General features: G+C 34.3%; 26 protein-coding genes and 2 rRNA genes. 6 read left to right on the top strand and 22 right to left on the bottom strand.

Annotated elements, in window-relative coordinates:
- The first annotated feature begins 41 nt into the window (after positions 1 to 41).
- Positions 42 to 1,958: a GGDEF domain-containing protein gene (locus tag BKP45_RS08620; RefSeq protein WP_071389329.1), complete on the top strand. Its 1,917-nt coding sequence runs from the start codon at positions 42 to 44 to the stop codon at positions 1,956 to 1,958.
- A gap of 71 nt (positions 1,959 to 2,029) precedes the next feature.
- Positions 2,030 to 2,413, top strand: coding sequence for a PilZ domain-containing protein (locus BKP45_RS08615; protein ID WP_071389328.1), 384 nt, complete (start codon positions 2,030 to 2,032; stop codon positions 2,411 to 2,413).
- 435 nt (positions 2,414 to 2,848) lie between these two features.
- On the opposite strand, the gene BKP45_RS08610 is transcribed toward BKP45_RS08615, so the two are convergent.
- The 4 genes from BKP45_RS08610 to BKP45_RS08595 all read right to left on the bottom strand — a co-directional run bounded on the left by BKP45_RS08610 (position 2,849) and on the right by BKP45_RS08595 (position 7,114).
- Entirely contained in the window at positions 2,849 to 3,514 is a 666-nt protein-coding gene (locus BKP45_RS08610) for an ABC transporter ATP-binding protein (RefSeq protein WP_071389327.1), read from the bottom strand.
- A 13-nt stretch (positions 3,515 to 3,527) separates the two neighbouring features.
- Positions 3,528 to 4,952 carry an ABC transporter permease gene (locus tag BKP45_RS08605; protein WP_071389326.1) on the bottom strand — a complete coding sequence of 475 codons (1,425 nt, stop codon included), beginning with the start codon at positions 4,950 to 4,952 and terminating at the stop codon, positions 3,528 to 3,530.
- Between the two features lie 169 nt (positions 4,953 to 5,121).
- Complete coding sequence (locus tag BKP45_RS08600; protein WP_071389325.1) at positions 5,122 to 6,426, bottom strand: sensor histidine kinase; 1,305 nt, start codon at positions 6,424 to 6,426, stop codon at positions 5,122 to 5,124.
- Complete coding sequence (locus BKP45_RS08595; protein ID WP_071389324.1) at positions 6,419 to 7,114, bottom strand: response regulator transcription factor; 696 nt, start codon at positions 7,112 to 7,114, stop codon at positions 6,419 to 6,421. The genes BKP45_RS08600 and BKP45_RS08595 overlap by 8 nt, the downstream gene beginning before the upstream one ends.
- Before the next feature lie 699 nt (positions 7,115 to 7,813).
- Here BKP45_RS08595 and BKP45_RS22485 point away from each other — a divergent pair.
- Positions 7,814 to 7,978: a hypothetical protein gene (locus tag BKP45_RS22485; RefSeq protein ID WP_169824085.1), complete on the top strand. Its 165-nt coding sequence runs from the start codon at positions 7,814 to 7,816 to the stop codon at positions 7,976 to 7,978.
- 351 nt (positions 7,979 to 8,329) lie between these two features.
- Here the strand turns inward: BKP45_RS22485 and BKP45_RS08590 are convergent, their stop codons facing one another.
- The 5 genes from BKP45_RS08590 to BKP45_RS08565 all read right to left on the bottom strand — a co-directional run bounded on the left by BKP45_RS08590 (position 8,330) and on the right by BKP45_RS08565 (position 12,827).
- Positions 8,330 to 8,986, bottom strand: a complete 657-nt coding sequence (locus BKP45_RS08590; protein ID WP_071389323.1) for a hypothetical protein — start codon at positions 8,984 to 8,986, stop codon at positions 8,330 to 8,332.
- A gap of 325 nt (positions 8,987 to 9,311) precedes the next feature.
- Entirely contained in the window at positions 9,312 to 10,820 is a 1,509-nt protein-coding gene (locus BKP45_RS08585) for a serine hydrolase domain-containing protein (RefSeq protein WP_071389322.1), read from the bottom strand.
- A 718-nt stretch (positions 10,821 to 11,538) separates the two neighbouring features.
- Positions 11,539 to 11,751 (bottom strand): hypothetical protein, encoded by a 213-nt coding sequence (locus tag BKP45_RS08575; protein WP_071389320.1) that lies wholly within the window; start codon positions 11,749 to 11,751, stop codon positions 11,539 to 11,541.
- Positions 11,752 to 11,974: 223 nt separating this feature from the next.
- Complete coding sequence (locus BKP45_RS08570) at positions 11,975 to 12,409, bottom strand: hypothetical protein (RefSeq protein WP_071389319.1); 435 nt, start codon at positions 12,407 to 12,409, stop codon at positions 11,975 to 11,977.
- Between the two features lie 148 nt (positions 12,410 to 12,557).
- Positions 12,558 to 12,827 carry a hypothetical protein gene (locus BKP45_RS08565; protein ID WP_071389318.1) on the bottom strand — a complete coding sequence of 90 codons (270 nt, stop codon included), beginning with the start codon at positions 12,825 to 12,827 and terminating at the stop codon, positions 12,558 to 12,560.
- Between the two features lie 271 nt (positions 12,828 to 13,098).
- Between BKP45_RS08565 and BKP45_RS08560 the strand changes: the two genes are divergently transcribed.
- Together BKP45_RS08560 and BKP45_RS22480 are read left to right on the top strand one after the other, a co-directional pair.
- On the top strand, positions 13,099 to 13,449 hold the full coding sequence (locus BKP45_RS08560; RefSeq protein WP_071389317.1) for a DUF2200 domain-containing protein: 351 nt from the start codon (positions 13,099 to 13,101) through the stop codon (positions 13,447 to 13,449).
- Positions 13,450 to 14,087: 638 nt separating this feature from the next.
- Positions 14,088 to 14,252 carry a hypothetical protein gene (locus BKP45_RS22480; protein WP_169824084.1) on the top strand — a complete coding sequence of 55 codons (165 nt, stop codon included), beginning with the start codon at positions 14,088 to 14,090 and terminating at the stop codon, positions 14,250 to 14,252.
- 208 nt (positions 14,253 to 14,460) lie between these two features.
- On the opposite strand, the gene wrbA is transcribed toward BKP45_RS22480, so the two are convergent.
- The 6 genes from wrbA to BKP45_RS08530 form a co-directional block, all read right to left on the bottom strand.
- Entirely contained in the window at positions 14,461 to 15,120 is a 660-nt protein-coding gene (wrbA, locus tag BKP45_RS08555) for an NAD(P)H:quinone oxidoreductase type IV (protein ID WP_071389316.1), read from the bottom strand.
- A 121-nt stretch (positions 15,121 to 15,241) separates the two neighbouring features.
- Positions 15,242 to 15,643, bottom strand: coding sequence for a DoxX family protein (locus BKP45_RS08550; protein WP_071389315.1), 402 nt, complete (start codon positions 15,641 to 15,643; stop codon positions 15,242 to 15,244).
- A gap of 364 nt (positions 15,644 to 16,007) precedes the next feature.
- On the bottom strand, positions 16,008 to 16,709 hold the full coding sequence (locus BKP45_RS08545; RefSeq protein WP_071389314.1) for a pirin family protein: 702 nt from the start codon (positions 16,707 to 16,709) through the stop codon (positions 16,008 to 16,010).
- A 223-nt stretch (positions 16,710 to 16,932) separates the two neighbouring features.
- The gene (locus tag BKP45_RS08540; protein WP_071389313.1) at positions 16,933 to 17,388 is read right to left on the bottom strand and encodes a MarR family winged helix-turn-helix transcriptional regulator; all 456 of its coding nucleotides are present in this window, start codon (positions 17,386 to 17,388) and stop codon (positions 16,933 to 16,935) included.
- A 523-nt stretch (positions 17,389 to 17,911) separates the two neighbouring features.
- Positions 17,912 to 19,129, bottom strand: a complete 1,218-nt coding sequence (locus BKP45_RS08535) for an ABC transporter permease (RefSeq protein ID WP_071389312.1) — start codon at positions 19,127 to 19,129, stop codon at positions 17,912 to 17,914.
- Positions 19,122 to 19,829, bottom strand: coding sequence for an ABC transporter ATP-binding protein (locus tag BKP45_RS08530; protein ID WP_071389311.1), 708 nt, complete (start codon positions 19,827 to 19,829; stop codon positions 19,122 to 19,124). Before BKP45_RS08530 ends, BKP45_RS08535 begins: the two co-directional genes overlap by 8 nt.
- Before the next feature lie 782 nt (positions 19,830 to 20,611).
- On the opposite strand from BKP45_RS08530, the gene BKP45_RS08520 reads away from it, so the two are divergent.
- Positions 20,612 to 20,872: a hypothetical protein gene (locus tag BKP45_RS08520; protein ID WP_071389309.1), complete on the top strand. Its 261-nt coding sequence runs from the start codon at positions 20,612 to 20,614 to the stop codon at positions 20,870 to 20,872.
- Between the two features lie 980 nt (positions 20,873 to 21,852).
- On the opposite strand, the gene BKP45_RS08510 is transcribed toward BKP45_RS08520, so the two are convergent.
- The 7 genes from BKP45_RS08510 to BKP45_RS08480 form a co-directional block, all read right to left on the bottom strand.
- Positions 21,853 to 22,671, bottom strand: a complete 819-nt coding sequence (locus tag BKP45_RS08510; protein WP_071389307.1) for a nucleotidyltransferase domain-containing protein — start codon at positions 22,669 to 22,671, stop codon at positions 21,853 to 21,855.
- 149 nt (positions 22,672 to 22,820) lie between these two features.
- Entirely contained in the window at positions 22,821 to 23,234 is a 414-nt protein-coding gene (locus BKP45_RS08505; RefSeq protein ID WP_084787765.1) for a zinc ribbon domain-containing protein, read from the bottom strand.
- Positions 23,188 to 24,462, bottom strand: a complete 1,275-nt coding sequence (locus BKP45_RS08500; protein WP_071389305.1) for an RNA-guided endonuclease InsQ/TnpB family protein — start codon at positions 24,460 to 24,462, stop codon at positions 23,188 to 23,190. Before BKP45_RS08500 ends, BKP45_RS08505 begins: the two co-directional genes overlap by 47 nt.
- Positions 24,459 to 25,022 carry an IS607 family transposase gene (locus BKP45_RS08495; protein WP_071389304.1) on the bottom strand — a complete coding sequence of 188 codons (564 nt, stop codon included), beginning with the start codon at positions 25,020 to 25,022 and terminating at the stop codon, positions 24,459 to 24,461. The genes BKP45_RS08500 and BKP45_RS08495 overlap by 4 nt, the downstream gene beginning before the upstream one ends.
- Positions 25,023 to 25,299: 277 nt before the next feature.
- The gene (locus tag BKP45_RS08490; protein ID WP_071389303.1) at positions 25,300 to 25,539 is read right to left on the bottom strand and encodes a hypothetical protein; all 240 of its coding nucleotides are present in this window, start codon (positions 25,537 to 25,539) and stop codon (positions 25,300 to 25,302) included.
- A 435-nt stretch (positions 25,540 to 25,974) separates the two neighbouring features.
- Positions 25,975 to 26,090, bottom strand: a 5S ribosomal RNA gene (gene rrf, locus BKP45_RS08485).
- Between the two features lie 86 nt (positions 26,091 to 26,176).
- Positions 26,177 to 26,371, bottom strand: a 23S ribosomal RNA gene (locus BKP45_RS08480); the annotation flags it as partial.

Genomic DNA, 26,371 nt, shown 5'->3' with positions numbered 1-26,371 from the left:
AATGTATAGGTTTACAATTGGTACTGGGATGGTGTGGAAAATTGGGTTATAAAGGAAGGGTAGTTACATTCGCGATAGTTTTGATAGTAAACTCTATCTATATAGCATATTATTATGCAAAAGATGGATATGTCAGCACAATTGAATTTATTGGATTACCTATATTGCTTTCAATTTCATTGTGGGTTGGAAAGCAATATGATAAAGTACGTTACTACCAAAAAATATTACAAGAAAAAGAAAAAAAACTGACTCAAAAAAGCGCAGAATTAGAAGAAATCTTTGATAATGCAGAAGTATTGTTATGGGCAAATGATTTAGTTAACAAAAAGATAATTGTATCTAAAGGAATTGAAAAATTATTTGGATATACGACTGAGGATTACATAAAAAATTATGACTTTTGGTTAGATATTGTTCATCCAGACGATAGACAGAAGGTTAATATTTATTATCAAAAGTTATTATCGGGTGTACCAAGTATACATGAGTGGCGAGCAATTCGGCCTGATGGCCAAATCATTTGGATACAAGGTCGTGGTAATCCTATTTTTGATAACGCTGGAAAGCTAGTTAAATTGATTGGTGTTGTACACGATATTACGAAAATTAAAGAAATAGAGAAAAAAATTAGAGACGATTCAATTCGTTATCGCCAACTAATAGATTTCTTTCCTGAACCTATTCTTATTCAAAGAGATGGGAAGATTGTATATGTTAATGAAACAGCTGTCAACTTATTCGGTGCAAATCAGAAAAACGAATTAATAGGAAAAATGGTTCTAGACGTAGTTTATCCGGAAGACAAAGAGCGAGTAATTAAAGCCGTGCAAAGGGCTTTACAATATCCTTACAAACATCAAGATGTATCAAATACGAATTCGACAAATCCTAAATATATTGAGCAACGGATTATTCGACTTGATGGCAATATTATTACCCTCGAAGCGACAGGAATAGCTATTGACTTTGAAGGGTGTGATGCAGTATTAACAATTGGCAAAGATATAAGCCAAAGAAAGAAGGCTGAAGAAGAACTACTTAAAACGATGCAAATGTTAGATGAAAGTGAAAAGAAATATCGAACGCTATTCGAAAATGCAAGCGATATAACTGTACTTTTTGATATATCAGGCAATTCAACACCTTCTAAGTTTATTGATGTTAATCATATGGCTATTCAAAAATTAGGATATAGTCTGGATGAGTTTAGATTAATGTCCCCTCTGGACATTACACCGATAGAAAGAATTAATACAGTTCCTGATAGGATGAAACAAATCTTTGAAAAAGGTCATGTAGTTTTTGAAGGTCAATGGATTACAAAAAATAAGGAAATTATAGATTTTGAATTCAATGCAAGCCTGATAACCTTAAATGATAAAAATGTTATTTTATCTATCGCCCGTGATATAACTAAACGAAAAAAACTAGAAGAAACAATTAAGCGTATGGCGTATTATGATAATTTAACAGGACTTCCAAATAGATTCTTGATTAAACAATACACCCAAAAATCAATATCACGCTCAAAACGTCAGGGGAAAGCTGGAGCTGTCATGTTTGTGGATTTGGATGGCTTTAAGGAAATTAATGATAAATGGGGCCATCATGCAGGAGACCAGGTATTAAAAGAGGTTGCAAATAGACTTCAATCAAGTATTCGTGAAGGTGATATCGCTGGGAGATTAAGTGGAGATGAGTTCGTCATAATACTAGATGATAGTAATAACGGAACATCCTCATTAGTCGCAAAACGTTTGATCCAAAACTTTTCTCAACCTATCAAGTCTGGTACAACTGAAGTTATTGTTACACCTAGTATAGGAATATCCCTCTTTCCTTTTGATAGTGAATATGTAGATGATTTAATCTACAAAGCAGATGAAGCTATGTATATTGCCAAGAAGAAAGGGAAGAACACTTATTGTTTTTATAATCAACAGCAAATAGAATAATGCGAAATGGCTATTTCATTCATATTACGAAATAGCCTCGATTTTCTAATCATATTAAAAGGAGAAATTTGATGAGATTTAGAAGAGAAGATACATTTCGATATCAATTTGAAGAACCTGTCGAATGTAATTTCCGAATAATAAAAGTCGAAAAAAAAGACTTTACAAGTAAAAGTGGAAAAGCTCAAATCTATGATATAAGTGAAGGCGGTTTAAAATTAACCATACCTTTGGATATACCACTGAAAGGTAAAAATATCGAAATTGAAGTTTCGTTTAAATTAAATGAAGAGGATTTAAAGGTAACTGGAATATTGATTTGGTCTAAAAATATGTATACTCATTATTCTTATGGCGTTCAATTTACAATCGATCATTCGTTACGTAAGAAATTAATTGAAGAATTAAAGGTTTATTCAAAAGGGATTGCAGTTATTAAGAAAAAAAGGAATTAAAATAAGATTATTTCAAGAATATCTTAGCGAATAATTAGTACGACTATTTGGAAAGTTGATACTCTGTATATAGTAGACTAAACAGGGCTTCAGGCATGTTTAATTAGCTAATAAAAAAATCCTTCTTTAACTCTTCCCCCTGCTTATTTTCTTTAATCCATTCTTACACATAGCCCTTTATACTATCGCTTCCGTTCGTTTAACCATTTATGCTTTTTTTATTGGTATGAACAGGGTATTAAGTTCTTATATTCGTCAACACACCTGCTCTTTACTTTAATAAAATAGGACTCATTATTGGAATGCGCTTCTTCACCATTATTTTCCCCTTTCTATGAATGGATGCTTCTAACTTTAGAGCTTTCAGAGTGTGCTCAAATGGTAGGCTTCTTGAACACACTCTTATTTCTAATTTTCTTAATTAAGTGAAAGAGATTAGTTGACTAATAGCAATTTTCTATTATCAATACCCCAAATCTCATCTGCTATGGACGTTACTTTCTTCGAATGAGTAACAATAATGACACATTTGCCCTCATCGTGTGCAAGGGATGTAAATATTTTCAGTACTTCTTCCTCTGTTTCGCGATCCAAGTTTCCTGTAGGCTCATCCGCGATGATTACATCCGGATGATTGGATAGTGCCCTTGCAATCCCCACCCTTTGCTGCTCACCGCCAGAAAGCTTCAATATTTTTCTATCTGCTGTTTCCTTATCAATACCGACTTTATTCAAAAGCTGATAGGCTGTCGCCTTTTTGTCTTTATCTTTAATTCCGCTAATATTCATGGACAGGACGATATTTTCTACGGCAGTATTATTTGTAAGTAAATTAAAGCTTTGAAAGATTACTCCGATGCTTTTTGCACGATAATCATCACGGTTCATTTTTTTCAGGCTTGTACCATTGTAAATAATGTCTCCGTTCGCACATTCATCGAGTCCTGAAATGAGAGACAACATGGTCGATTTTCCTGAACCAGATCTGCCAACAATCGTATACACTTTTCCGCTATCAAATTCCACATTTATGTTTTTCAAAACGACTTTTTTCGTTCCTTCATATTGATAAGTTACATTTTTTAATTGTAATACACTCATATTTAAGGCCTCCTTAATTTCTTTCCATCAGTATTTTGATCGGCTCATATTTCGTGATTTTTCTAATCGATACTAGACCTGCCAGCGAAGCAAGCAATAGGGCAATGCCAATCACTTGCAGCATCGTATTAAAGCTAAGGGATATTTCTATATTATTTAGGGGCTCCACATCTGGACTTGGCTGGCCACCCATCATTCCCATGCCATTTGCAATCATCCCAGGCCCACCTGCTGGTGAAGAAACCATTTCTACCGCTTCAATTTGATGTTCAAGCAGGACATTGGTGACAGGTTGGGCAACTAACGTTCCAACCCCGATTCCAAGCACTAGGCACAGAAATGTGATTAGAAGCAATTCAGACCATAGTCCAAGCGCCACCTTATGCCTTTTCATACCCATTGCACGAAGCACACCGATCTCGTATTTCCGCTCTCGAATGGCAATAGAGGACAGTAGTGAAATAATAATTCCTCCAAAAATTAAAACAATAACCATAAATGTAATGGAGATACTTTTTAACCCCTCCACAGGACCAACAATTTTGTTATAGCTCTCCGAATCGGTCGTCACGTCAAAAATTTCGTCCAATCCCTTTGCATATACTTCTTCTGCAAAAGCGTCAAGCATTTCAGGATTTTTCAGATAAAATGTTGCATTAATAGTAATACCTTGTAGTCCAGGTTGCATGGCTGCTACTACTGTTTCATAAGAAGTTAGGACTTCGTTACGTCGGTTATTAAGCGCGTTTTGTTGGACTCCATTTGGATATTCCTCAGTTGCATCATAATAAGTGCCGACAATCGTTAAGTCATAATAAATATCCGTAATATTACCCTTTGTATCTGTAAGCTCTGAGCTAAACGTAATGGTGTCGCCAATGGAAAAATCATTTAGTTCCGCAAGATCCGTACTAACAAGGGCTTCGTTCTCATTTTCAGGCGCACGTCCTTCGGCAATTTCACGTAGTCCTTCTCTGAATTCCTCAAACTTATTTCCAAGTAATTTCATCATAAAAAGTGTTTGCTCTTCGCCAGTACCAAAGCGTACCCTATCTCTTCCGCCGCCGAGTTCTTCATCCACAACCGTAATGTCATCACTATTCACATTAACTGAAGAAGTATTAACGCTCTCTTGCAAATATTCAGATTGACCAAATTCTACATACTGTTCAGGCGGGATAACCGGAGGCGCTACTCTCACGCGACCGCCTGAGCTTTGTTCTGCCATTGCCTTTTCGCGCATCTTTTCCATATTTGGAACTAATCCGATTTCAGCGGAAAACCGTTCTTTATAATCGTCGATGATTCCACTAGTGGTATCGTTAATCATAAGTGCTACTACTGTAGCGATGATGATGACAAATATACTTGCACCAATCAACATATTTCTTCCTTTGTTACGCATAATGTTACGTAACGCATTTTGTAAAATATACATACAGCGTTCTCTCCTTTGATAGTTGGTTGACTTGTACATGGATTAGTATAAAAGCGTAACCTTTAATGAACCTTTAAAGGAAAGGGAAAAAGAAAACTTTTTATGTTGAAACAGCTCCCTGAAAAAAAATCCCCCGATCTTATTTAAGAATCGAAGGATTTGGATGAGATTATTTCAGTTTTAATTCAAAGGTAAACACGGTTCGGCTTTCGTTACTCTCCGCATAGATCGTACCACCGGAGCGTTCAATAATTGTTTTGGCAATTGCCAGTCCTAAACCATAACCGCCTGTTTCTTTCGACCTAGATGGATCGCTGCGATAAAAGCGATCAAAAATTCTCGGTAACTTTTCATCTGGTATTCCAATGCCGGTGTTTTGAATAAGGAAGACCGCATTATTTCTATGTTTTTTCAATACGATATCTACTTTCCCATGCACACTCGTATATTTCACAGCATTATCTAAGAATATTAAAACAGCTTGTTTTATTTTTTCCGCCTCTCCAGTAACAATGATTTCTGACGCTATCGAGTGTGTAAGATGAATTCCTTTTTCAAACATCACTGCTTCCATCGAAGCAATTACATCTTTCACCGTATTACTTAAATCAAAAGGCAGTGACTCCTCACCAGTGTTCTCCACTTTAGCAAGGTATAACATATCGTTGAGTAATTTCCCCATTCTCCTTGTTTCCTTTTGGATATAGTCGATCCACTTATCCTGACTAGCAACGGTTTCCTCCCTATTTGCGAGGAGTGCATCTGTATTTGCACTAATAATAGCTAGTGGTGTTTTTAATTCATGAGAAGCATCCGTGATAAATTGCTTCTGTTTTTCCCAGTTTTCTTCTATTGGACGAATCGAACGGTTGGCAAAATAATAACTAATACCAAACAAAATAAATAGCATAATAAAGCCAACGATGACAAACGTAACAAATAGTTGAGTCAGTGTCTTACTGGAATCGGTAATATCCAGAAACCTGATTTGATATTGGACGTTTTCGAAGTTTGCCGGAATTTGACGATTAGTTAATCCGATTCTTCCTCCTTCAAAAGCTGTTATTTTATATTGCCATTTTCTATTTTCAAAATTAATGGTGCCTTGTTCTTTTTGTTTTTTCCAAACTCTGGTTGCTATTTCATCATAAACATCCTGTGGCATATCTAAATGAGTTAACACATCCATCATCTGACCATTACGGTCGACTAAAATAGTAAAAGATGGTGAAAAGTCCATTGGTACTCTCACAATAAACATTTCTTCATCAGAATTCGTAAACTGTCGTCGATGCATAAAAGTATCCCCAGTGGGATTTGCCGCTAACCTAGGAACAGATTCTAACTTACGCTCGTTTTCCGTTTGAATATTCATGTAGGTGATAAAATAAATAAAGCCAAAAGCAGCAACCATTACAACGGAAATGGTTGTCATATTCAGTAATAGCATTCGATTACGAAGCTTCTTAAACATCTTTTTTTCCATCCTCTGGTACAGTAAGGTAATATCCTGCGCCACGTAGCGCTTTTATTTTTACAATTGATTTTAGTTGAGTTAGTTTTTTCCTTAAAAACGACACATAAACTTGCACATGGCTATCCTCTTTCTCTGTTTCAAATCCCCAAAGTTTCTCAATAACTGCTGTTGTTGGAAGTACCATTCCGCTCCGTTTCAATAGAAGTTCCAACAATTGCCCCTCTTTCAAGGTTAAACGAAAAGACCTGTCTTTGCACCTAAGATCAAGCGTATTTGGGTTAAACTCAATGTCCTTGAAACGTAATATATTATCGAAGTGTATTTCACCTTTTCTTCTTCCCAAGGCACGTAGTCGAGCCAATAATTCTTCCATTTGAAACGGCTTTGCTAAGTAATCGTCAGCACCACAGTTAAGCCCCCGTACCTTATCTTCCGTTTCCCCTTTCGCTGTAAGCAAGATAACAGGGGTTGCCACATTGTTACTCCGCAGCTGTTGAAGGATACTGATACCATCCATTTTAGGCAGCATGATGTCGAGAATAATAGTATCGTATATACCTGATAGACCACAGTCAAGTCCATATTCTCCATCGAATGCCAAATCCACAGTATAATTGTTCTTTTTTAATACTTGCTGTATCGCTTCAGCCATGTTTTTCTCATCTTCCACCATTAAAATTCTCACATCAAACCCTCCAATAATTCCTTTACTTATATAGTATCTTAATTATTTTCCTCTGGAAGGGTTTTACTCCATGTTTCAACACCATCAGTAAAGTACATTCGCTTCCCTTCCACTTCTGTTACCCGTGTACCAGTCCCATTTCCCTCTCCTCTATTTATGAGGTTTTCATCCCACTCTCGTTCCGCTCAGAAATACTATCGGGTAACTCTCCACTCCATGTTTCCCCCCATCTGTGGAAAAATCATCTGTCCATCAATCACTTCTGCTATAATTCTTCTTTCATTATCTCTTTGGTGATTAAAAACGTCGATATTATTAGAACCATTATAATAGATACAACATGGTAAAGCTGATCGTCATAAAAATAATAACACCAAAATTATTCTTAATGAACGACCCTTTTTCATATAACCCCCCACTATAAAGAGAACTCGTTTTATAAGTCATTTTAAAAGACCAACCTTTAATGAACCTTTAAAAACATTATTGCTAGAGATGACTGGTTTACAATCCAAAAAATATTTCTATCTTCCAAACTATTACTTCCAAACCGCTTTCGCAATTTCCGTTTTTATCCTTTTTAATTATTTTAAAATAGAAAATTTGTCAATCGATAGCTATTAAATCATTGGTAAATGAATAAAGATCCTTAGATGAAACAGTGCCAGAACCCAAAACTACTATTACGAAATATACAGGTTGTTTTTTGTTTTTTTATTAGGGATGTTTTTCGGTATTCATATTTTTTATCAAATTAGTCCATTATTTGGTGGTCTACTATTGGGGGTTGTAGGGGCTTCTTTAGGAAATACAGTTGAAAAATATTACGTTGCAAAAGTCGGATATTTAAAAAGTAAACTTTAATGTTCTTCGATTCTTTTCTGCTCAATACTTTGACAAGAGCTATACTGCATGTCGCAGTATAGCTCTTCGTTATTTGAACACCATTTATAATAAGTATACAAAAAATATTTCTTCCTTTGCTTCTTAAAAACCACAATCTTTGCGAAAACAACCTATTATAAAACAAATCTAATTTAAAACCATTACACATTTAATTTATTATGCACTGCACTTGAATGCTGTTTGTTCTATTTTCCAGTACAACGGACATAAATAACGGGTTGCATCAATTTCAACCCGTTATTTTACTAATGCTCTTCGTTAATTTAAGGACAATTGTTCATAATAACTATTATTTGACACATTAAGATTTTACCAACTAATAAAGCGGATGTCTCCACCAAATAATTTATCAGCAACTAGATTGCCATCCTCATTAAGTCCTCTGATTGTCCAAGTATCCTCAGAATATCCATCAAGGACGAAGAAGGCAAAGTTGTTAATTATCTTTTTAATATGGTAATTATCAGGTTGTTCCTTTACAGTGTTCATTGAAAAGTCATAGGGAATAGATGGAGGTGTATTTTCAGAGTGCCCACCAATAACGATATACTTTATAGAAGAATTTTCAGCCGTTTTAACACCAACTATGAACCCTTCTTTCTCATAAACAGTGCCATAACCAGTAACTTCAAAGGGCTTATTTTCTTCTATATCATTACCAAACGTACCACCATCGTAATAATAAATTATACCTAGTCTTTGTTTTACACGAGCTAAGCCAAATGTTTTGTCATTAACATCTTCAAATAGGATTGCTTTTCCATAGACTGTATCATAGGAACTTATTTGTTCAACATTTCCTGGTATTGTATCAATAGCTGTAAAACGAAATCCAGACAGAAAAAAAATGCCGATAACTATTACTAAGACGCTTATTACTAATAATCTAGGTTTTTTTTTCTTCACAAAGGCAATTATCTTGATAACTACTGCTAATAACATTAATAAGATAATAAATGTTCTCATAAAACTCCACCTTTTCTATATTGAATCGTGAAATGACCATATATAATGTTTAAAATCCGTGAAAAGGCTAGGGTTATAATAGGGATGAACTGAATTAATTTCAATCAATTTTCTTATCCAAAATGAATTTTCTATTATAAATGACGAATAGGGTTTTAATCCTCTGGATATAACGGATGACCACTGAATGCCTCATCATATGGTGGTCCAAACAATGTAGTGTAACATCCCTAAATGTGATAATTGCAATTGGTTCAATCTGGCTTTCCGAATCATTATCTTCTGGTATGGAAGCACCAAGCGTTTTTGTTTGTCATCATAACACCTAACATATTACGTTTTTTGCCCTCTCGTTTGATAATCTATCAGATTTTTTAATATAAAGTAGTACAACTGTTAGTATTATTCTAGTAAATACAGATGTAACAAGTAATATTCCAATCAACGGATCAATGAAACCTAAAATCGGTACAAGGATCTTGCTCAATAGAAACGAACCACTAACTAAAACAATTGACATGATCACTTTTACTGCAAGAACTTTCTTATTTGAAAACTTAGTTATCTTTAACTCCTTATTAAGGAAAGCAGAAACTAAGTTAACTATGACACTTAATGACCAGCAAAAAATCAATAATGAGAGAGCATACGCCGTAGCTTTTACGGTATGACTTAATTGATCAAATGAGCGTTCGATCCCAAAGTTTGTATAATGCCAAGCACTAACTATTTCATTTAAAAAATAAGTCCCGTTATTTCCATTCGTTAAAACAATGAGACCATTTCCGGTCTGTGGTTCCATCGAAAAATGTGCCTTCCAGCCGTTGTTGCCTCCATCATGTGTAACGATGATGCTGTTATTTACGTGATTAATAAAATGACCTAGAGCGGTCTCATCATTAATAAAGCCTTCTAAACCTCTAACTTCTAAAATGGGGGTAAACATCTCTTGAACTGTGTCAGCTTCTAAAAAACCCGTTCCGTGAAAGCTATTGATTTCAGCGATGACAAACTTATTCATGTCTTCTATCGTTGTATAAAGTCCGGCTGCTGCTTTCTCGATAAATAAGTAGTTTGGTAACAACTCTAATTTTACATCATAAGCTTTCGCAGTCTTATCCTGGAGATGACCATCCCATTTGAAGCTACTGTTTTCCATTCCTAACGGTGCAAGGACGACTTCATTTAGATATAAATGAAAGTCTTTTCCTGTTACTTCTTCAATCATCATTTGTAGTAAGTTATAACCACCACCTGAATAGCTATACCTCGCTCCCGCTTCATTTTCTAATTCAACAGGCTTTGAACCACCACCAATCCCACTAAGTGATTGCTCCAAAGTAGGTAGCTGTTTATTTGGCTCATAGCCAGGATAACCTCCCCCGACTGATAGCCCTGATGTATGACTTAATAACCCTCTCACAGTTATCGCTTTTTGGTCATATTCACTTTCAAGTAGCTGCCATCTTGTTATGTAATTCTCAATAGGATCATCTAAATTGATGAGGCCATCTTCAACCAATTTCATCACGCCCAGTGCTGTCACAGATTTAGAAATCGAGGCAACTTGAAACACTGTGTTTTGCTCAACCTTACTATTAGCATCGAGATCCGCATAACCGAACGTACCTATCCATTTAACTTGGCCATCTTCTAGTACAGAAATTGCAGCCCCAGGAATTTTATATTTACTTAGCATTTTATCAGTTTTTGTTTCTACGTCTTTAATTAATTTATCAAGATCAGTAGTTCTAGTTAGATCGTTATGGTTCAAAAAAAATGGAAAAGTAGCGATGATTGCCAATACAAGTAAAACTATGGCTTTTCTTTTCATATAGAACCTCCTAAATTATCAAGATATAAATATTTCACTACTGTTCTGCCAAATTTCCTTGTACTATCCAAAAATATCACAATGATTCTAGACAATACTGCGAAACACATTTGCTAAATTAATATTGCCAAATCATACTATAGTATTTTCCAAATTTGAATCTTTAACCATTTGCACAAGTGTAACGCCGTGTTTAATTAATTCGATATCTTCCTTATTTCTCTTTGCTTCATACTGACTATATACATGTGCAATATCGCCAAGTATTTCAATCTTGTAATTTAATCCATATTCATAAACTATCTATTTGAGGAACTTTTTATAGTTTTTACTTTTTATTCCTCCAAATAAAAAAGAACACATAAAGCATACCAAGTAAAAAATAATTTTGAATCATCAGAGGAAGAAGTGTGTTCAGTATCCATGAATTAATTCCATTAGATAGAACTGAAGGGAAGGGTGAAAATAGGAGATATAATAATGTATAGACAATCATTCCTCTTTTCCCATTCCCTAACTTTCTTTCAATTATCTCCCCTATAATAAGTGGTAAATAAAAAAATTTATTAATTTGTAAATAACCCATATTTTCCCACTCCTGTCGATATATTTCAACCGATATTTTATTTGACTAACCTGCGCGTTACTCAACAAAGAAAATAGCGATACCCTTTATTGTGCTATCGCACTCGTTAGTGAAATTAGATATCTGTTAACCTTAGAAAGTTGCACCATTTCGTAACCACTTTCTGTAGTTTTTATACTCAATAAATAAACAAGAGCCAATCGCACCCAGAATTAGAGGGTTGTACCTAATTGTAATATTTAATAGTTTGCCAACGCAAAAAGCAATTAACGTGACGATAGTAATCACTATTAAATTACCAATTAAAATTTCACCCCATTTAACCCAAAGATATTGCCTTATCATGTATACCCCACCTTTCAATTTGTTTTTCAATATCGAAACTTATAAATAAGCACAAAATAAAAATTTACTAATCTGCTTCGTTCGCACAAGAAGCGGTTGCCATTCTTAAGCAATCGTTCCCAGTAGTTATATAGCTCACTATACGAAAATATCGCCATTTCCTACGAAACTTTTTTAATTTATTCCTCCAATTAAAGTTTATTTCATTTCTCTTAGACATAGGTTATTTACTTGTTACTATTAACTTTCGTGTTTGGGAATCATATATTTTATAACTAACTTCAAACATATGGTCTTTTGTTGCTGTCACCATACAATAATAAGGGATAGATTTTCCATAAGCATCAAGTGCAGGAATATCTCTGAAGTAAAACAATCTATCTGTATCGAGCATTGTAAAGACTGCTTCAGAAGAACGACCTGATGATACTATTTCGATAACACATTCCCCACTGATAACATCATATTCCTTTAGTACAACATATTTTAGGCTTGGGAGAGTAACGGTTAAAAATAATACACCAATTAATAACATACCAAGGCTTTTACCTACATTTAAAAGTGGGTAGTCTTTATTAACATACATAGCAATAAAGGAAAATACTGCGAATATTATAAACAAGGCCCCTAGTATTAGCATTAAATAAAAATAGATCATTTTTTCACTTCCTATAACAAATGAATGTAATCCAATATTTCATCTTCTTCAACAATCCTGCCATTTGGTCGAACAAGTAAAACGATGTAATGTTCAAACATCGCTATCTTTAACATTAATAAGACTTACCGTTCCAACTAACGTATCCTCATACAATTAAGTTAGCAACTGCTAATGCAACTGACAGACATGACACAATCAATAAAATCTTATAAAGCTTCTTCCTTTCTGGATTTTCATTATCAAACTGTAAATTACTAATGGACAGAAACAGTGTTAGGCTTAGTAGAAACGGGAATATAGACTCTCTACCAGTAAAGCCTGCCCAGATGACAAAGCTCGTTGATAATATCGTTAAAACTAATAATAATACCTTAATATAAGATTTAGCTTTTTCATATTGTAGAGTATTTCGCATGTATTACCTCTCTTTTTTATCCTAATTTTAACATAAATCCTTAATTTTGCTTATTTAATTATTCTGCTTCGTTAATACATAGAAGTGTTAGCTGTTGTTATGCTATCGATCTCCGTTTGTGTTAATGCAATTATTCTAATACTTTAATAAATTAATAGGGTAGTTCAAATTCATTCAAAGAAAAAATCAAAAAATAAATAACGGTTACTTCGTTTGAACCCGACTATTTTTCGTACTATAATAAAGAAAACCATTTAAGGAATGATGTATTATGGCCAAACATAAGATTTATACAATGTGTTTCGCAAGTGTATATCCCCATTATGTTACGAAGGCGGAGAGAAAAGGACGTACGAAAACAGAAGTCGACGAAATCATCCGTTGGTTGACAGGGTATAGCCAAGAAGAATTAGAAGCACAACTGGAAAAACAGACAGACTTTGAGACCTTCTTTGCGGAATCTCCCCAACTGAATCCTTCGAGGGCTTTGATCAAAGGTGTTGTCTGCGGTGTCCGAGTGGAAGACATCGAAGAACCAACGATGCAAGAAATTCGCTATTTGGACAAGCTAATCGATGAGTTAGCAAAGGGAAAAGCGCTAGAGAAGATTTTGCGGAAATAATAATTAAAAATGAAGAAACACTGATCCCTTTTATAAAAGCCGGTGTTTTTTTATTGAATCGACAAACTAACCCAATCCCAAAATGAGAGGAGAATTTACTAAGGAGGTTATTGAAAAATCGGAATTTGCATCTGTCATATCTTGTATTTCTACTATTTTGATAAGTAATCAATGTATTTTTTTAAAAATAAATAATTGTTTCTTATTGAATGAATTTCATAATTACCTAAATGGAGCTACATAAGTCTAAATGCTGTTGGAAACAATCTTCATCCAACAACATTTAGTATCAGAGTAGCGAAAATAAACAATTATCAAATTCATTACTTCCTAGTTTACCCTTCTCAATCTTATGTTACAACTCCAGAAAATCTAAAGGCTGCATATGCTGCTGGTGTACAAATGACGTAAAAAAGTAAGCATTATGATATAAATACTTACTCTTTTACGTCATTTAAAGGTAGTAATTAACCTTTCTATTGTCCTTTTCACATCGCCTATTATCAAATTCCATTTTTTCTTTAAATATTGGCTCATTCCTAAATGAAAACTTACCTTATAAGGCTCCACTCCAATGAGATAGCCTTTTATTGTCTCCTTTTTTTGGTACAATAAATGAAATAAATGGAGATTATGTGGTGAGATATTTAATGGCTGCCGCTTATGAAGCTAAAAACGCCGAGATAAAAAATCGCCATGGTTTTGAAAAAAGTCATTCCCAGGGTCTTTTAGGTATGCACATACAAAGTGCAACAACACTCTTCGTAGTAAATATGAAACGAATTATTACATTAATGGGTTAGAAATAGCCTAGTAAATTACTTTTAAAGAGCCAAAATACAAAAAAGATTAGGAAATGTGGTTTGAACATTTCCTAATCTTTTTATTTTTAATGTTGTAACTTTAAATCACTAATATTTTCAGCAGTCTCAAAGTAACATTCCAATTTTTGTATCCTTAGCCTGATGACATTGGGGTCTTACTGCCCCTTAAGAGTGGGATAAAGTCAACTTATTGATTTGCTTTTTTCACCCAGCCTGCAACTGTAACTGTGCGCTTTGCTTGATGTTTTACAGCTGCTTCTACGTCTTCAATCATTTTTCCGTCTTGACCAACTGTTACACTTACACCGTACGGATTCCCACCAGAAGTAAATTGAACAGGATCTGTGTAACCAGGTGATGCCACAATCGCGCCCCAATGATGCATCGTTGTGTATAGAGAAAGGATTGTTGCTTCTTGACCGCCATGAGAATTTTGTGCTGAGGTCATTGCACTTACCACTTTGTTTACCAGCTTTCCATGAAACCATAGACCACCTGTTGTATCCAAGAATTGTTTCATTTGAGCTGGCATATTACCAAATCTAGTTGGAACACTGAAAATAATTGCATCTGCCCATTCTAAGTCTTCTAATGTTACTTCAGGAACATCTTTTGTTGCTTCAACATGAGCTTTCCATCCTTCGTTTTCATCGATGACTGATTGAGGAGCAAGTTCAGGAATTTTTAATACTTTTACTTCTGCACCAACTTCTTTCGCGCCTTCTTCAGCCCATTTCGATAATTGATAGTTTGTTCCACCCATGCTGTAATAAATGACTGCTAATTTTACGTTTGACATTTTATTCGACTCCTTTGTTTTTCCAAATATTTTTTCTAAAAATCCCATATTAATTTCTCCTTTCAATAATTTAACCTAATAAGAACCACCTCCATTGAAAATAAATCATTTCCAATGTTCTTTTTCCTTAACAAATATCTCAATCTCATTTTTCTTTAACTCAAGATAATTAAGCTGAAAATTTTTCTTTACCTCTTAATAATAATTGACCGAGAGAATACAACTTACTCCCATTTAGTGCTAAATGAACAGATATGATAAGTAAAACGAGGTCATAAGCATAACCATCAAAAAATCCTGCTGCTAATTTAACCTTAAAGATTGCTCCTACCATGATAAGACCTAACAATACAGAAACAATCCGTGTTCCAAATCCTAAGATTAAAGCAATTCCTCCAACTAATTCAATCGTTGCTACAATATATGCAAGGCCTCCGGGTAACCCAATACTATCAAACCAACCGGCTATATTTTCAATACCACCTTGGAACTTCGCCGCACCATGTGCTAAAAACACAACCCCTAACACTACACGTAATAAAAATGCTCCAATTTCATTTTTGTTTAACATAATCGTTTCTCCTCCAATTTCATTTTTATTAAGCTGAACTTCACTCAGTGGGGGTCTTCCTGCCCCTTAAGAGTGGGATAAACGTAAAATTCAAATTCATTTATCTTAATTCAGTATATAATATTTTTATTTATTATTAATTCAAGATATCTTTTAAAAAATTTTTATTCAGGCTTAAGAATTTCCAGTCTCGTACATGACTAAATAATTTTTAGAAGCCTTTAGAAACGTTTTTTTTCTCCGAAAACGTAACAACTGCTGAAGAACTTATCGCTAGTTTCTGTATCTTTTCTTTGATTACAGGATCAATAACTGTTATATAGTCGTATGTTGAAGATTTAAAAGCTGATGATCTCGAAAGTTTTTAATTTTGTTTTTTCATTTCTATAATTAGAATGTGCGATGTTTCCACAGCCTTAACTGTAATTTCTTCTTCAACAATCTCCATTCCATCTTGGTCTGATAATTGAATCTCATTTATTGTTGAAGTTCCTTCTATTTGTACTAAATATGCCTGCCTTCCTTCTTTTACAGGAAAATGAATCTCTTTGCCCTGCTCCAATTCTATGGAATACATATTAACATCCTGATGAATTTTAATAGGGGCATCTCCATCTGTACCTGAAACCATATGAAACCAACGATTCTTTCTGTCTTCCCAATTAAATTTGAAATCACCGTAGTTAGGTTGATGTCCGGTTTGATCAGGCAAGATCCAGATTTGCAAAAGCCTCAATATACTTTCTCCTAAATTATGCTCGCTGTGAAACACACCCGTTCCTGCACTCATGTATTGGATATGTCCACGAGAAATTGTATTTTTATTCCCCATGCTATCGCTATGAGTTAGTTCCCCATCTATTACATAAGAAATGATCTCCATATCTCGGTGAGGATGTGTATCAAACCCTGTTTTCGGGTCTATGAGATCGTCATTAATTACTCGTAAGGCGCCGAATTGAATATTATTTGGATTATAATAATCCGCAAAGGAAAAATGAAATTTACTTCTTAACCACCCAAGGTTACTTGAGCCCATATGATTACTTTCCATTTTTTTTAGCATAGTTTTCTCTCCTATCTTCCATTCACTGTTTTTTATATAATCACCAGAATTTATAAATTTCTAATTTGGAAACTGTCTAGCTTCAGCGCCTATCGCTCGTGACCAAGGCGCTTGCGCTTTTCTTGTTAGCCTCTCTACTTACTATGACCTTCCTTTCTAATTAATTTAGAAATCATTATCACTAATTAATATATTATGAATTCAAGATATATACTAAAAAAATTTAACTGCCTCCAGCATGGTACCCTAACTTTTTTAATTGCTGAATCAACATCATTTTTTCATTAATATCTAAACCACTACATATTTCTTGAATTGCTGCTCTATGTTTAGGAAATACATCATCCATTAATTCAGTTCCTTCTCTTGTAAGTGCTGCATATGTGATACGGCGATCTTTAGGACATGCTTTTCTCTCCAATAGATTTTTCCTTTCTAACTTATCTACCACATAAGTGATACTACTACTAGCAATGAGTACTTTTTCACCTATTTTTTGTATGGGTTGATCACCTTTACTATAAATCAACTCAAGAACTGCAAACTCCGTAGGATTTAGTCCCAAACACCTTATGTCATCTTCCACTCGCTTTTTTAATGATTGTAAAGCTCGTGATAAAACAATAAATAACTTTAAAGACAAATCTTCTTCGTATCGTTTATTGTCCTGATTATCCATACAAACCATCCTTCTAATTTATCTTGAATTCGAGATAATTATATAATAACTTTTTTTCTATTGTCAACTAAAAGAAAAAAATTAAACATTTTCCTCTCCTCAATCCTTATTTCCAAAGAGTAAGTGTTCTTAAAAAAAGTTAATAGAAAGCACCATTTATCTATGTCTATATGCAACCACAGAAAACCGTTTAAGTACACGACTCATAGCCTCTGTGGGTACGATTTGCCTTGAAAAGCTTAAGCTAAAGTTTCATTAGACAAAGCACAAGAAGAGATTATCTTTGTTATCGTACCCGACTGCAATAACTTAAAACAACTACTTTTTTAGAAAACTCGTTCTAGCTTCGCTAGAACATCGAAAATTCAGATGGAGTCTCAACTCCACCTGAATGGAAGTTCCCACCTACGCTACCCTTAGAGGTGGGGGTCTATGCCCCTTAAGAACAAATCATTTGATTAAAGAGGAAATCTGTTGCTCATCTATATTTAAAATTTGTTCTAGTTCAGCTTTCTCGTATTCATTAGTTTAACAAGGAATCCTTGATAAAGAAGAAATAGCTGAACAGGGGACTGAGTATGGCAGTTACCCCTCCAAGTAGCAAGGAGCCACCGCCCCAACCCGTTACTAGTCCCAAGATCATACAACTTGGAAGTCCCAACAGAAAAATAGCTTTTCTTAATCCTGGTAATAGATTTTCCTCGTCTTGAAGAGGAAAATGCTTAAAAAAGGATTGTGTCCTCATATCACGCCAACTCCATTTGATAAACTGGATAACGGAAAAAAGACACACAACGAATATCACCCACTTCAACCAAACGGGAGTAATTAAAATCGCAACCACCCCTATTCCAGTAATTTGCAGGATACTATATATTTTTGATTTGTTTCTTAAGGTAAATTTAATAAATAGCTCTGCCAATAAATTTGAAGGAATTCTCTCTTTAAATAGTATTGTAGATTTTGCAAATAGAAACCACGGCCGTTTCCGCTGCTTTTTTTCTAACTTATATCCGCTTGCGGAAATAAAGATACTGGCGAGCTTTAGCCTCTCATGATTTTCTCGTAAACAATCTTCGAAAAAGGTAGAGGTAAGATGCAGCCTCTTTCTCAATAACCAATAACAGGCGAAAGCAAAACCTAGGAAAAGAATAGCCTGAATCGTTTTATTCCCAAGGAAAAACATCTGGAACAATAGAAAAGTGACCATCAAAAATAGCATATTATATAAGGTTAATCTCCACCTTCGATAACGTAATGCCAACAGTTGCCTTCCTAACTGGCTAAACAATTGAAAAAGAAACCCAAAGCATAGCGCAATAATAATTTCCGTATTGCTAGCGCCTATGTATATAAGCCAAATGGGCAGAAGGAGTATAGCGAAACTAGTGAGAACTAAAGCGTTTCTTACTAGTGTATAGGAAACTCCGAGCTGTAATAACGGATAATACCAGTTGGACCGTTGCCTTAAAAACAGCAAATCTCCCTCCCTTATAAATAGACGTACCGTTCCAATGCGACTTAATAAGAACAAAGGAAGCCAGAAAAATTGCACCGGAAACTGGCTTATCCATTCGGCTGTTCCTTCCCATAGTAAATAATAGTGATAGCCTAGAATCCCTAAACCAGGGATTAAAATATACAGCCATACTACCCAGTCAACAGCAGTTTTCCAAACACCGTATTGATAGCCCCACTCTTTTTTTAACCGGAGAAAAAATAATTGTTTTACACTAGTCATTGTCTCGCTCCATCAACACATAAAAGCAATCCATCAAGGAGCCTTCTAAGACACTTTTCCCTTGAATCTCCTCCAAGGTACCCGCCGCTATCAACCTTCCATAATTAACCAATAGAAACCGATCACATATTTTTTCCGCCGTATCCAACACATGAGTAGACATAAGTATTCCTGCTCCCCTAAGCTGTTCTTCTTCTAACAAAGATATAAAATCTTTCATCGCTTTTGGGTCTAGACCAATAAATGGCTCATCCACAATATATAATTTTGGTTTTATTAAGAGGGCAATAATAATCATGAGTTTTTGCTGCATTCCTTTTGAAAAGGAGCCAGGATAGTGATGCTTTTCATCCTGTAAGCGGAAAGTAGTTAGTAATTTTTCGGCCTCCTTATAGTAGCTATCCCTTTCAATCCCATTAACAGCCTTGGCCAGTTCAATGTGCTCCCATAACGTAAGCTCATCATAAAAAGTAGGATGCTCGGGAATATACGCAAACTTGCTTTCTTGTCCCATCACCACTTCCCCGTCCACGTCCTCCATGAGTCCGAGTATGGATTTAATAATGGTACTTTTCCCCGCACCATTGGGACCAATCAAACCAACAAGCTCTCCTTGAGAAATGACAAAGGTAATATCCTTAATGGCATCCTTCTTATCATAGTAACTCGCTTGTTTTAAATTGACATTTAACACTTCCATCCTATCACCTACCTATGTCTAAGTTTTTACTACGAATGAATGGGAACTTGTAATTTTATCTTAATAATGTTGCTCCAAATCGTTGTATATTTCTATAGCTTGTTCATATATATCATTGTTTGGCTCGATCTGATAATTTTCAATCTCTCCAATATATACTGTGTAGATGTTTCTTGACTACCCTAATCTTAGAACAACCGTTTTGACAATTATACTACAAAAAGTAATATTTTCCCTTTACTTTTATTTCTTCTTTAAAAAAAGCCACAATCTTTACGAAAAGAGCTTTCTCAATTGTAAAACATATGCAGAAAATCTCCTTTTGTATTTCCGTTTGACGATTTCTAAACAAAACTAGTTGTTACCTTTCCCTTCTATTGTCGCTGTTTTACTCAAAATACGTACAACCGTTTTTGGTTTTTTTGTACCTAAATGAAAAGCATTGACTTTCTTAGTATCGGTTTCAGTTTTGGGAGGGAAATCATCAATTATCAATAGAAATACCGTACAAATTCGTAATAGTTTTACAGCATATTTTTTGTTGTTATAACAACGTTTGGTAAGAATCGACACTAAAAATAGCAGGTGTTTTAGCATACCTTTTGGCGAGAGTTCATAGGTTTTGTCCTCCTTCTTTTTCATATGATAAAAGTGGTACAATTTACTATGTTATTTTCAAAACAAAATAATTTTTATAAGGAATTATGGAATTTAACGTTAAAATAATTGTAACCAAATCGTTATTCAACGAAGCAGGTTTGTAAAATACTGGAGGTGTTAATTTGAAAGAAGGTAATAATAGAAATTTATATTTTAATATGGTTTTAGGTGCAATAGGTATAGTTCTTGTTTTTATTGGTACTTACGAATTTCTTAAAGTAGTTGAAAACCTTAAAGGTCTTTTTCTGATTATGGCTGGTATGACTATAATAGTCCATTATATCTATCAATTAGAGGGAAAAGTTGGAGTTAGTACTAAGACTATTTGGATTAAAGCCGCTATCTTAATTGGTATCGTTTTAGGAATTTTTTATTTTTATTAAGGTTTATTCAACAAACGGTGAGCGTTACTTCAACAAGGAGGTAATGCTTTCTTTGAAGAGTAAGTTACGTTTGGAAGCATCATAAGTTACTGTGTTTTTTAATGACTTACTTGATCATGAAAGATAAAATAAGAGATGATTTCAAGCATTTTGGTAATCAGTACATATTCTCTGCTATTTATATAACTGAAGGTAACAGATTTTTAATGGATTTGGATGCTCTTATATCCGAATATGAAGAGTCTATAGACTTCGCTCTTATTGGCTTCCCTTCAAACTGGAAAGAACTTTTGGGAAATTTAAATAATATAAAATCTTAATTCTAGGAGAGCGAATCAATCGCTCTCTTTTTTTACATTTTTAATATCAAAAACAATTTTTAATTTTATTAGAGCTCCTTCTTCAAGATAAGGGGGCGTTAGTTCATTAAGGGAAGAAAATATAATTAAAAAGCACAGATAGATGATAAATTCATTGTCTCTGCTTTTTTGAATGCTAATTATAGTGTTAATTCATTTGGGATTGGAGTGTTAAATGTAATAATTCACCTGTGAATTAACGTTTTCCCTCCCAAAACTGAACCCGTTACTTTCTTAGTCAGTGCTTATAACAGTTAATTAATCAAACTGATTTGTTCATATCAGGGTCATAGACCCCTACCTCATAGCGTAGTGTAGGTGGGAACTTCCATTCAGGTGGAGTTGAGACTCCATCTGAATTTTCGATGTTCTAGCGAAACTAGAATGAGTTCTCTTGAGGACACAAGTTTTTATATACTTTACGTTCGGTACGATTTCAAGCTTTAAAAGAGATTCTAGAAAGTGACGCTGTAATTAGGAATTATATATACCACCCTTGCTTAGTTATGCACAGTACAGCTACGAACTATAATAAATTCTCTTTGGTTAAGGGACTAACGCCTGAAACAAATAATGTAAGTAAAGAATTTCATGTAATTATCTCCTCCATTAAAGCTACCTTTAGTTAAACAACTCCGTTAACTCTTCATTCCAAACTTCTTTTAATGTACTTCTAAATAACTGATCAAGCTCAATAGTCGGATCAGGAATATCTAATTTTAATCTTTTTGTATAAGACTCTAAATGCTCTATTTCCTTGTTTAAATATTCGTTAATAATATCTACCCTTGGTTCAAGATTTAACTCTTCACCTGCTATCTTACGTTTTAATAATGTAGAAATAGACTCTTTTAATTCTCCAGGTTGCAATATATCTTCTAATAATGGTTGAAATTCCAATGGTGGAATAGTATTATATTTTTCAATCCACTTAGCCGCTAATATTGGACGAAGTACGTAAAAGTATTTTTTTATCCTAACTTCATTTCCCTGAAGATAATCACGGAAATTTCCCTTTGCCATGTTCAAATAATGATATAAACAAGAAGTTGGTGAAAATATATTTTTATCTAGTTCTCTCATTTTATCTATTGTTGAATAAGATTGGTAATAAACAATACTTGATTTAAGCCATTCTAAAAGAGGAGGGTTTGATTTTCTAAATAGTCTTAGTGCCTTTGTTAACTCCCATCCGCTTAGGTCTAATAAAGGATGAATCGGAATTGATATAGGATCCCTAGTTGGTATTTCAATAACATCTCTTTTTTGATCAATTGATAAATACCAGTTTGGTTTATGGATATATATAAACCGAACATCATAATCACTGTCTTTAGAAGGGAACCCCCAAGCTCTACTGCCAGATTCACAAGCGAATAATATATTAACACCGTTATCTTTCTCAATTTGTCTAATTACTTCAATAATGTGTTCTTTCATAATTAAGACCTCCATTAGATAAACCATAATACATTCAGATAATACATTCCAGAAACTATTACTTCATAAATTTATTCTATTTCTATCATTTAAACCGCTTCCCTTAACTCACCTAAAATTACTCAAAGTTGAGCATTTTTAGATAATATTTAAGAGGAACTCTTCTTCAGGCGAAGAGTTCTTTTAATTTCTCCTAGTGACTCATTTACACTAGCCAGTTGACGGTATTTTCCACGGACAATAGATTGTCGTTTCCAATCCCACCAAACCGTATATGTAGGGGATTTCACGCCTACATAGCCTAAGCGTGGCAATAACTTTCCTTCTTTCTTACCAATATTAACAACGCTGTTCATATCACGATACATTGTTGTTTCACAACTTTTACACGTAAATACTCGTACATCAGGTTCTTTCTTTTCGTGATGACCACAAACACAACACGCTTTCGTAGTGCTTGTTTCATCAACTTTTGTATAATATTTTCTATTCTTTTCTTGAACCCATTCAAGGATTTTACGAAACTGTCCAATTGGTGTTTGATTTAACATGGCACGTTTCATTCTTTCTTACCAATATTAACAACGCATTAACAACGCTGTTCATATCACGATACATTGTTGTTTCACAACTTTTACACGTAAATACTCGTACATCAGGTTCTTTCTTTTCGTGATGACCACAAACACAACACGCTTTCGTAGTGCTTGTTTCATCAACTTTTGTATAATATTTTCTATTCTTTTCTTGAACCCATTCAAGGATTTTACGAAACTGTCCAATTGGTGTTTGATTTAACATGGCACGTTTCATGGAACCATGCTTTGCAACGTCTGGAGTTGGTACATAATCACCAATCAAAATATGGTCGTACTTCTTACTGAAGTAATGAGCATAACTGTATAACACTTGCTTAATTTGTTCTCGCCGAGTGAGTTCAGCTCGCTCTAATGCACGATTCAAATAATTCCAACGNTTGCTTGGTTTCCAATACTGTGTGTTTGGTGTTGTAACTAAACGGGCAAAACGTTCGCATTTATCACGTTTTGATTTTATTTGGTCGATACGCTTATCCCAATACTTTAGTGTTGAAGATAACGCTTTAAGCTCGTAAGAACGTCCTTTATGATCTATACCAACAGCTAAATTCTTGTGGTTAGGGTCAAAAACGATATAAGAGTTTTCCTTAACCATTTCTATTCCTTTTGAGTTTTCAATCGTAAATATAGCATAATATCCACCAATATCTTTAGTGATACGANGTGTTTTAACCTTTTCGTTCTCTCNGAGAGCCAACGNTTCTACTAAAGTAACTACTGTAGACAATTGTTTCTTTANTTTTTTATCTTTTTTCTTTAATTCTTGATGTTCTTCAACAGATAATTTTCCGAAAGTAATAGATAATTTACCTTCATCAAGGAGTTTAAACCCTTTGTTCGGTTCATCGTAAAAAAGAGAAAACCANTTCTTTTTCCAAGAACGAAATTTTGGTTTTTGGTTATCTAATTTTTTATCGAAAAATCTATCATACGATTCTTTTAAACGTAAGGCTGTATTTTTCAAAGGAGATGAATGAACTTTGTACAAAAACGGAGATTGTGCTTTAATTTTTGGAACTTTGTTCCTTAAATTACGCCCGTNTAATAGTTTTTCCTGTCTACCGTTTTTATAATCTTCTTCTACTAATTGAAATAATTGATTATATAACCAATTGCACATTTTTGATTGTCCATCTAGCTGTAATTCTTGTTCTTTTGTAGTGATTAACTTGATTTTTCGGTTGAATATCACAAATTTTCAATAGTTTCCTTGACTTTTTTAGTTTTTTTACTTCTGCTTCCATACAACCTACTACTAAAAACAGTAATGATAGATAGTATGTCTTCTACCAACTCTTGTTCGTATGTTTTATCTTCGCTGTGGTTTATGATCTCGATTTCCACATTGTGAAATTCACATATTTGTTCCAAAATTTCGAATCCAAAACGTAATAACCTATCTTTATAGTTTATGACAATACGTTCAACTTTATTGGACTCTATCAAAACAATCAACTCTTTCAATCCTTTTTTATTGTAATTTAATCCACTACCTAAATCTTCAACAATTTTGAAAGAGTAACCATTAGCAGTGCAATATTGACTAACATTTTGAACTTGTCTTTTCAAGTCATCTTTTTGATCTGAAGAAGAAACCCTACAATATCCTATAGTCATTTTAGGATTTTTAACTTTATTTTTATTAACGTTAGATAAATCTTCGGTAGTGTATCTCCTGTGCCCTCCGGAAGTTCTTGTTGAAGTAATTTTACCTTCTTTTTCCCACCTACGTAAAATATAATATTCAACTATCCTGCTTTGATACTTTAAGCGAAACCCTTCACAGTCTAATGATCTTCATAAAAAAGAATACCAGAAAATAATGAATTATGTACAAAAAGAATGAAACTACTAGTATCTATGCATAATTGGTTAATTGCTTGCTGCACAGTATGAGTCTACTAAGAAAGACGATCACTGAATGCAATCGTCTCTTTAAAGGGTTATTCTATTACCAGTATCGTTGTACTACTAATAATTTATTCATCCATAAAGATAAGCACTGACTTTTCGCCAGTGCTTTAAACAATTAATTTTCAACTCTCTTTTCAAGGCTAAACAATCGCTTGTCCATTTCGGTTAATTTATTATTAAGATAATCAACTTCAAAATCCGTTTTCTTTTTGGTCACTTTCAACATTCCTATTACATCTATAGTTTGAGAAGCCACAATTCTGTTTACAGTTCCTTTAATTTCTTGAATGTCACTTTTTACTTCTTTCATATCCTTTTGTAGTTCTAATAAGATTCCAAGAATTCTATCTTCCATTCCGCTCACCTACCTATGAGATTATTATAAATTCTTTTTTATCTACTTACTACTCTTTTGTGTATCATATTATTTTTGTTAAGTGGTTTCGTACCTGTGTCACACCCCGAAGAATATTGTTTCACAATAGGAAAAATTTAAAAAGGCGCCTCGGTCAGTGTCACCAGGCACCAATCGTAGACACAGAAAAGCTACTAATTTCAATCACGTCATGAGTTACTTCTTTGAATTTACTACATGCTGCTTTGCATCGAGGAAGCACACTTCGAAGCGTTACTAGCAGACGCAGAAATGCTACTGACTTCAATCACTTCATGAGTTACTTCTTTGAAATGGCTACATGCAGCTTTGCTTCGAGGAAGCCTACTACGAAGCGATGCTGGTAGACGCAGGAGCACAAAAAAACACACTCCAATTGGAATGTGTCTTTACTCTACCTAGCAACGTCCTACTCTCACAGGGGTAAAACCCCAACTACCATCGGCGCAAAAGAACTTAACGATCGTGTTCGGCATGGGAACGAGTGTGACCTCTTCGCTATCGCCACTAGATAATATATTTAGTTGAAAGAAATCATTCTTTCAAAACTAGATAACATACATATAAGTTTCTTGAGTGTGAATTCAATTCTTATTTTTAGGATAAGTCCTCGACCGATTAGTATCTCTCAGCTCCACACGTCACCGTGCTTCCACCCGAGACCTATCAACCTCATCATCTCTAAGGGGTCTTACTGGATTAACTCCAAGGGAAATCTCATCTTGAGGGGGGCTTCATGCTTAGATGCTTTCAGCACTTATCCCTTCCATACGTAGCTACCCAGCTATGCTCC

The organism is Anaerobacillus alkalidiazotrophicus, assembly GCF_001866055.1.
This window is presented reverse-complemented; position numbering and strand designations above follow the sequence as displayed.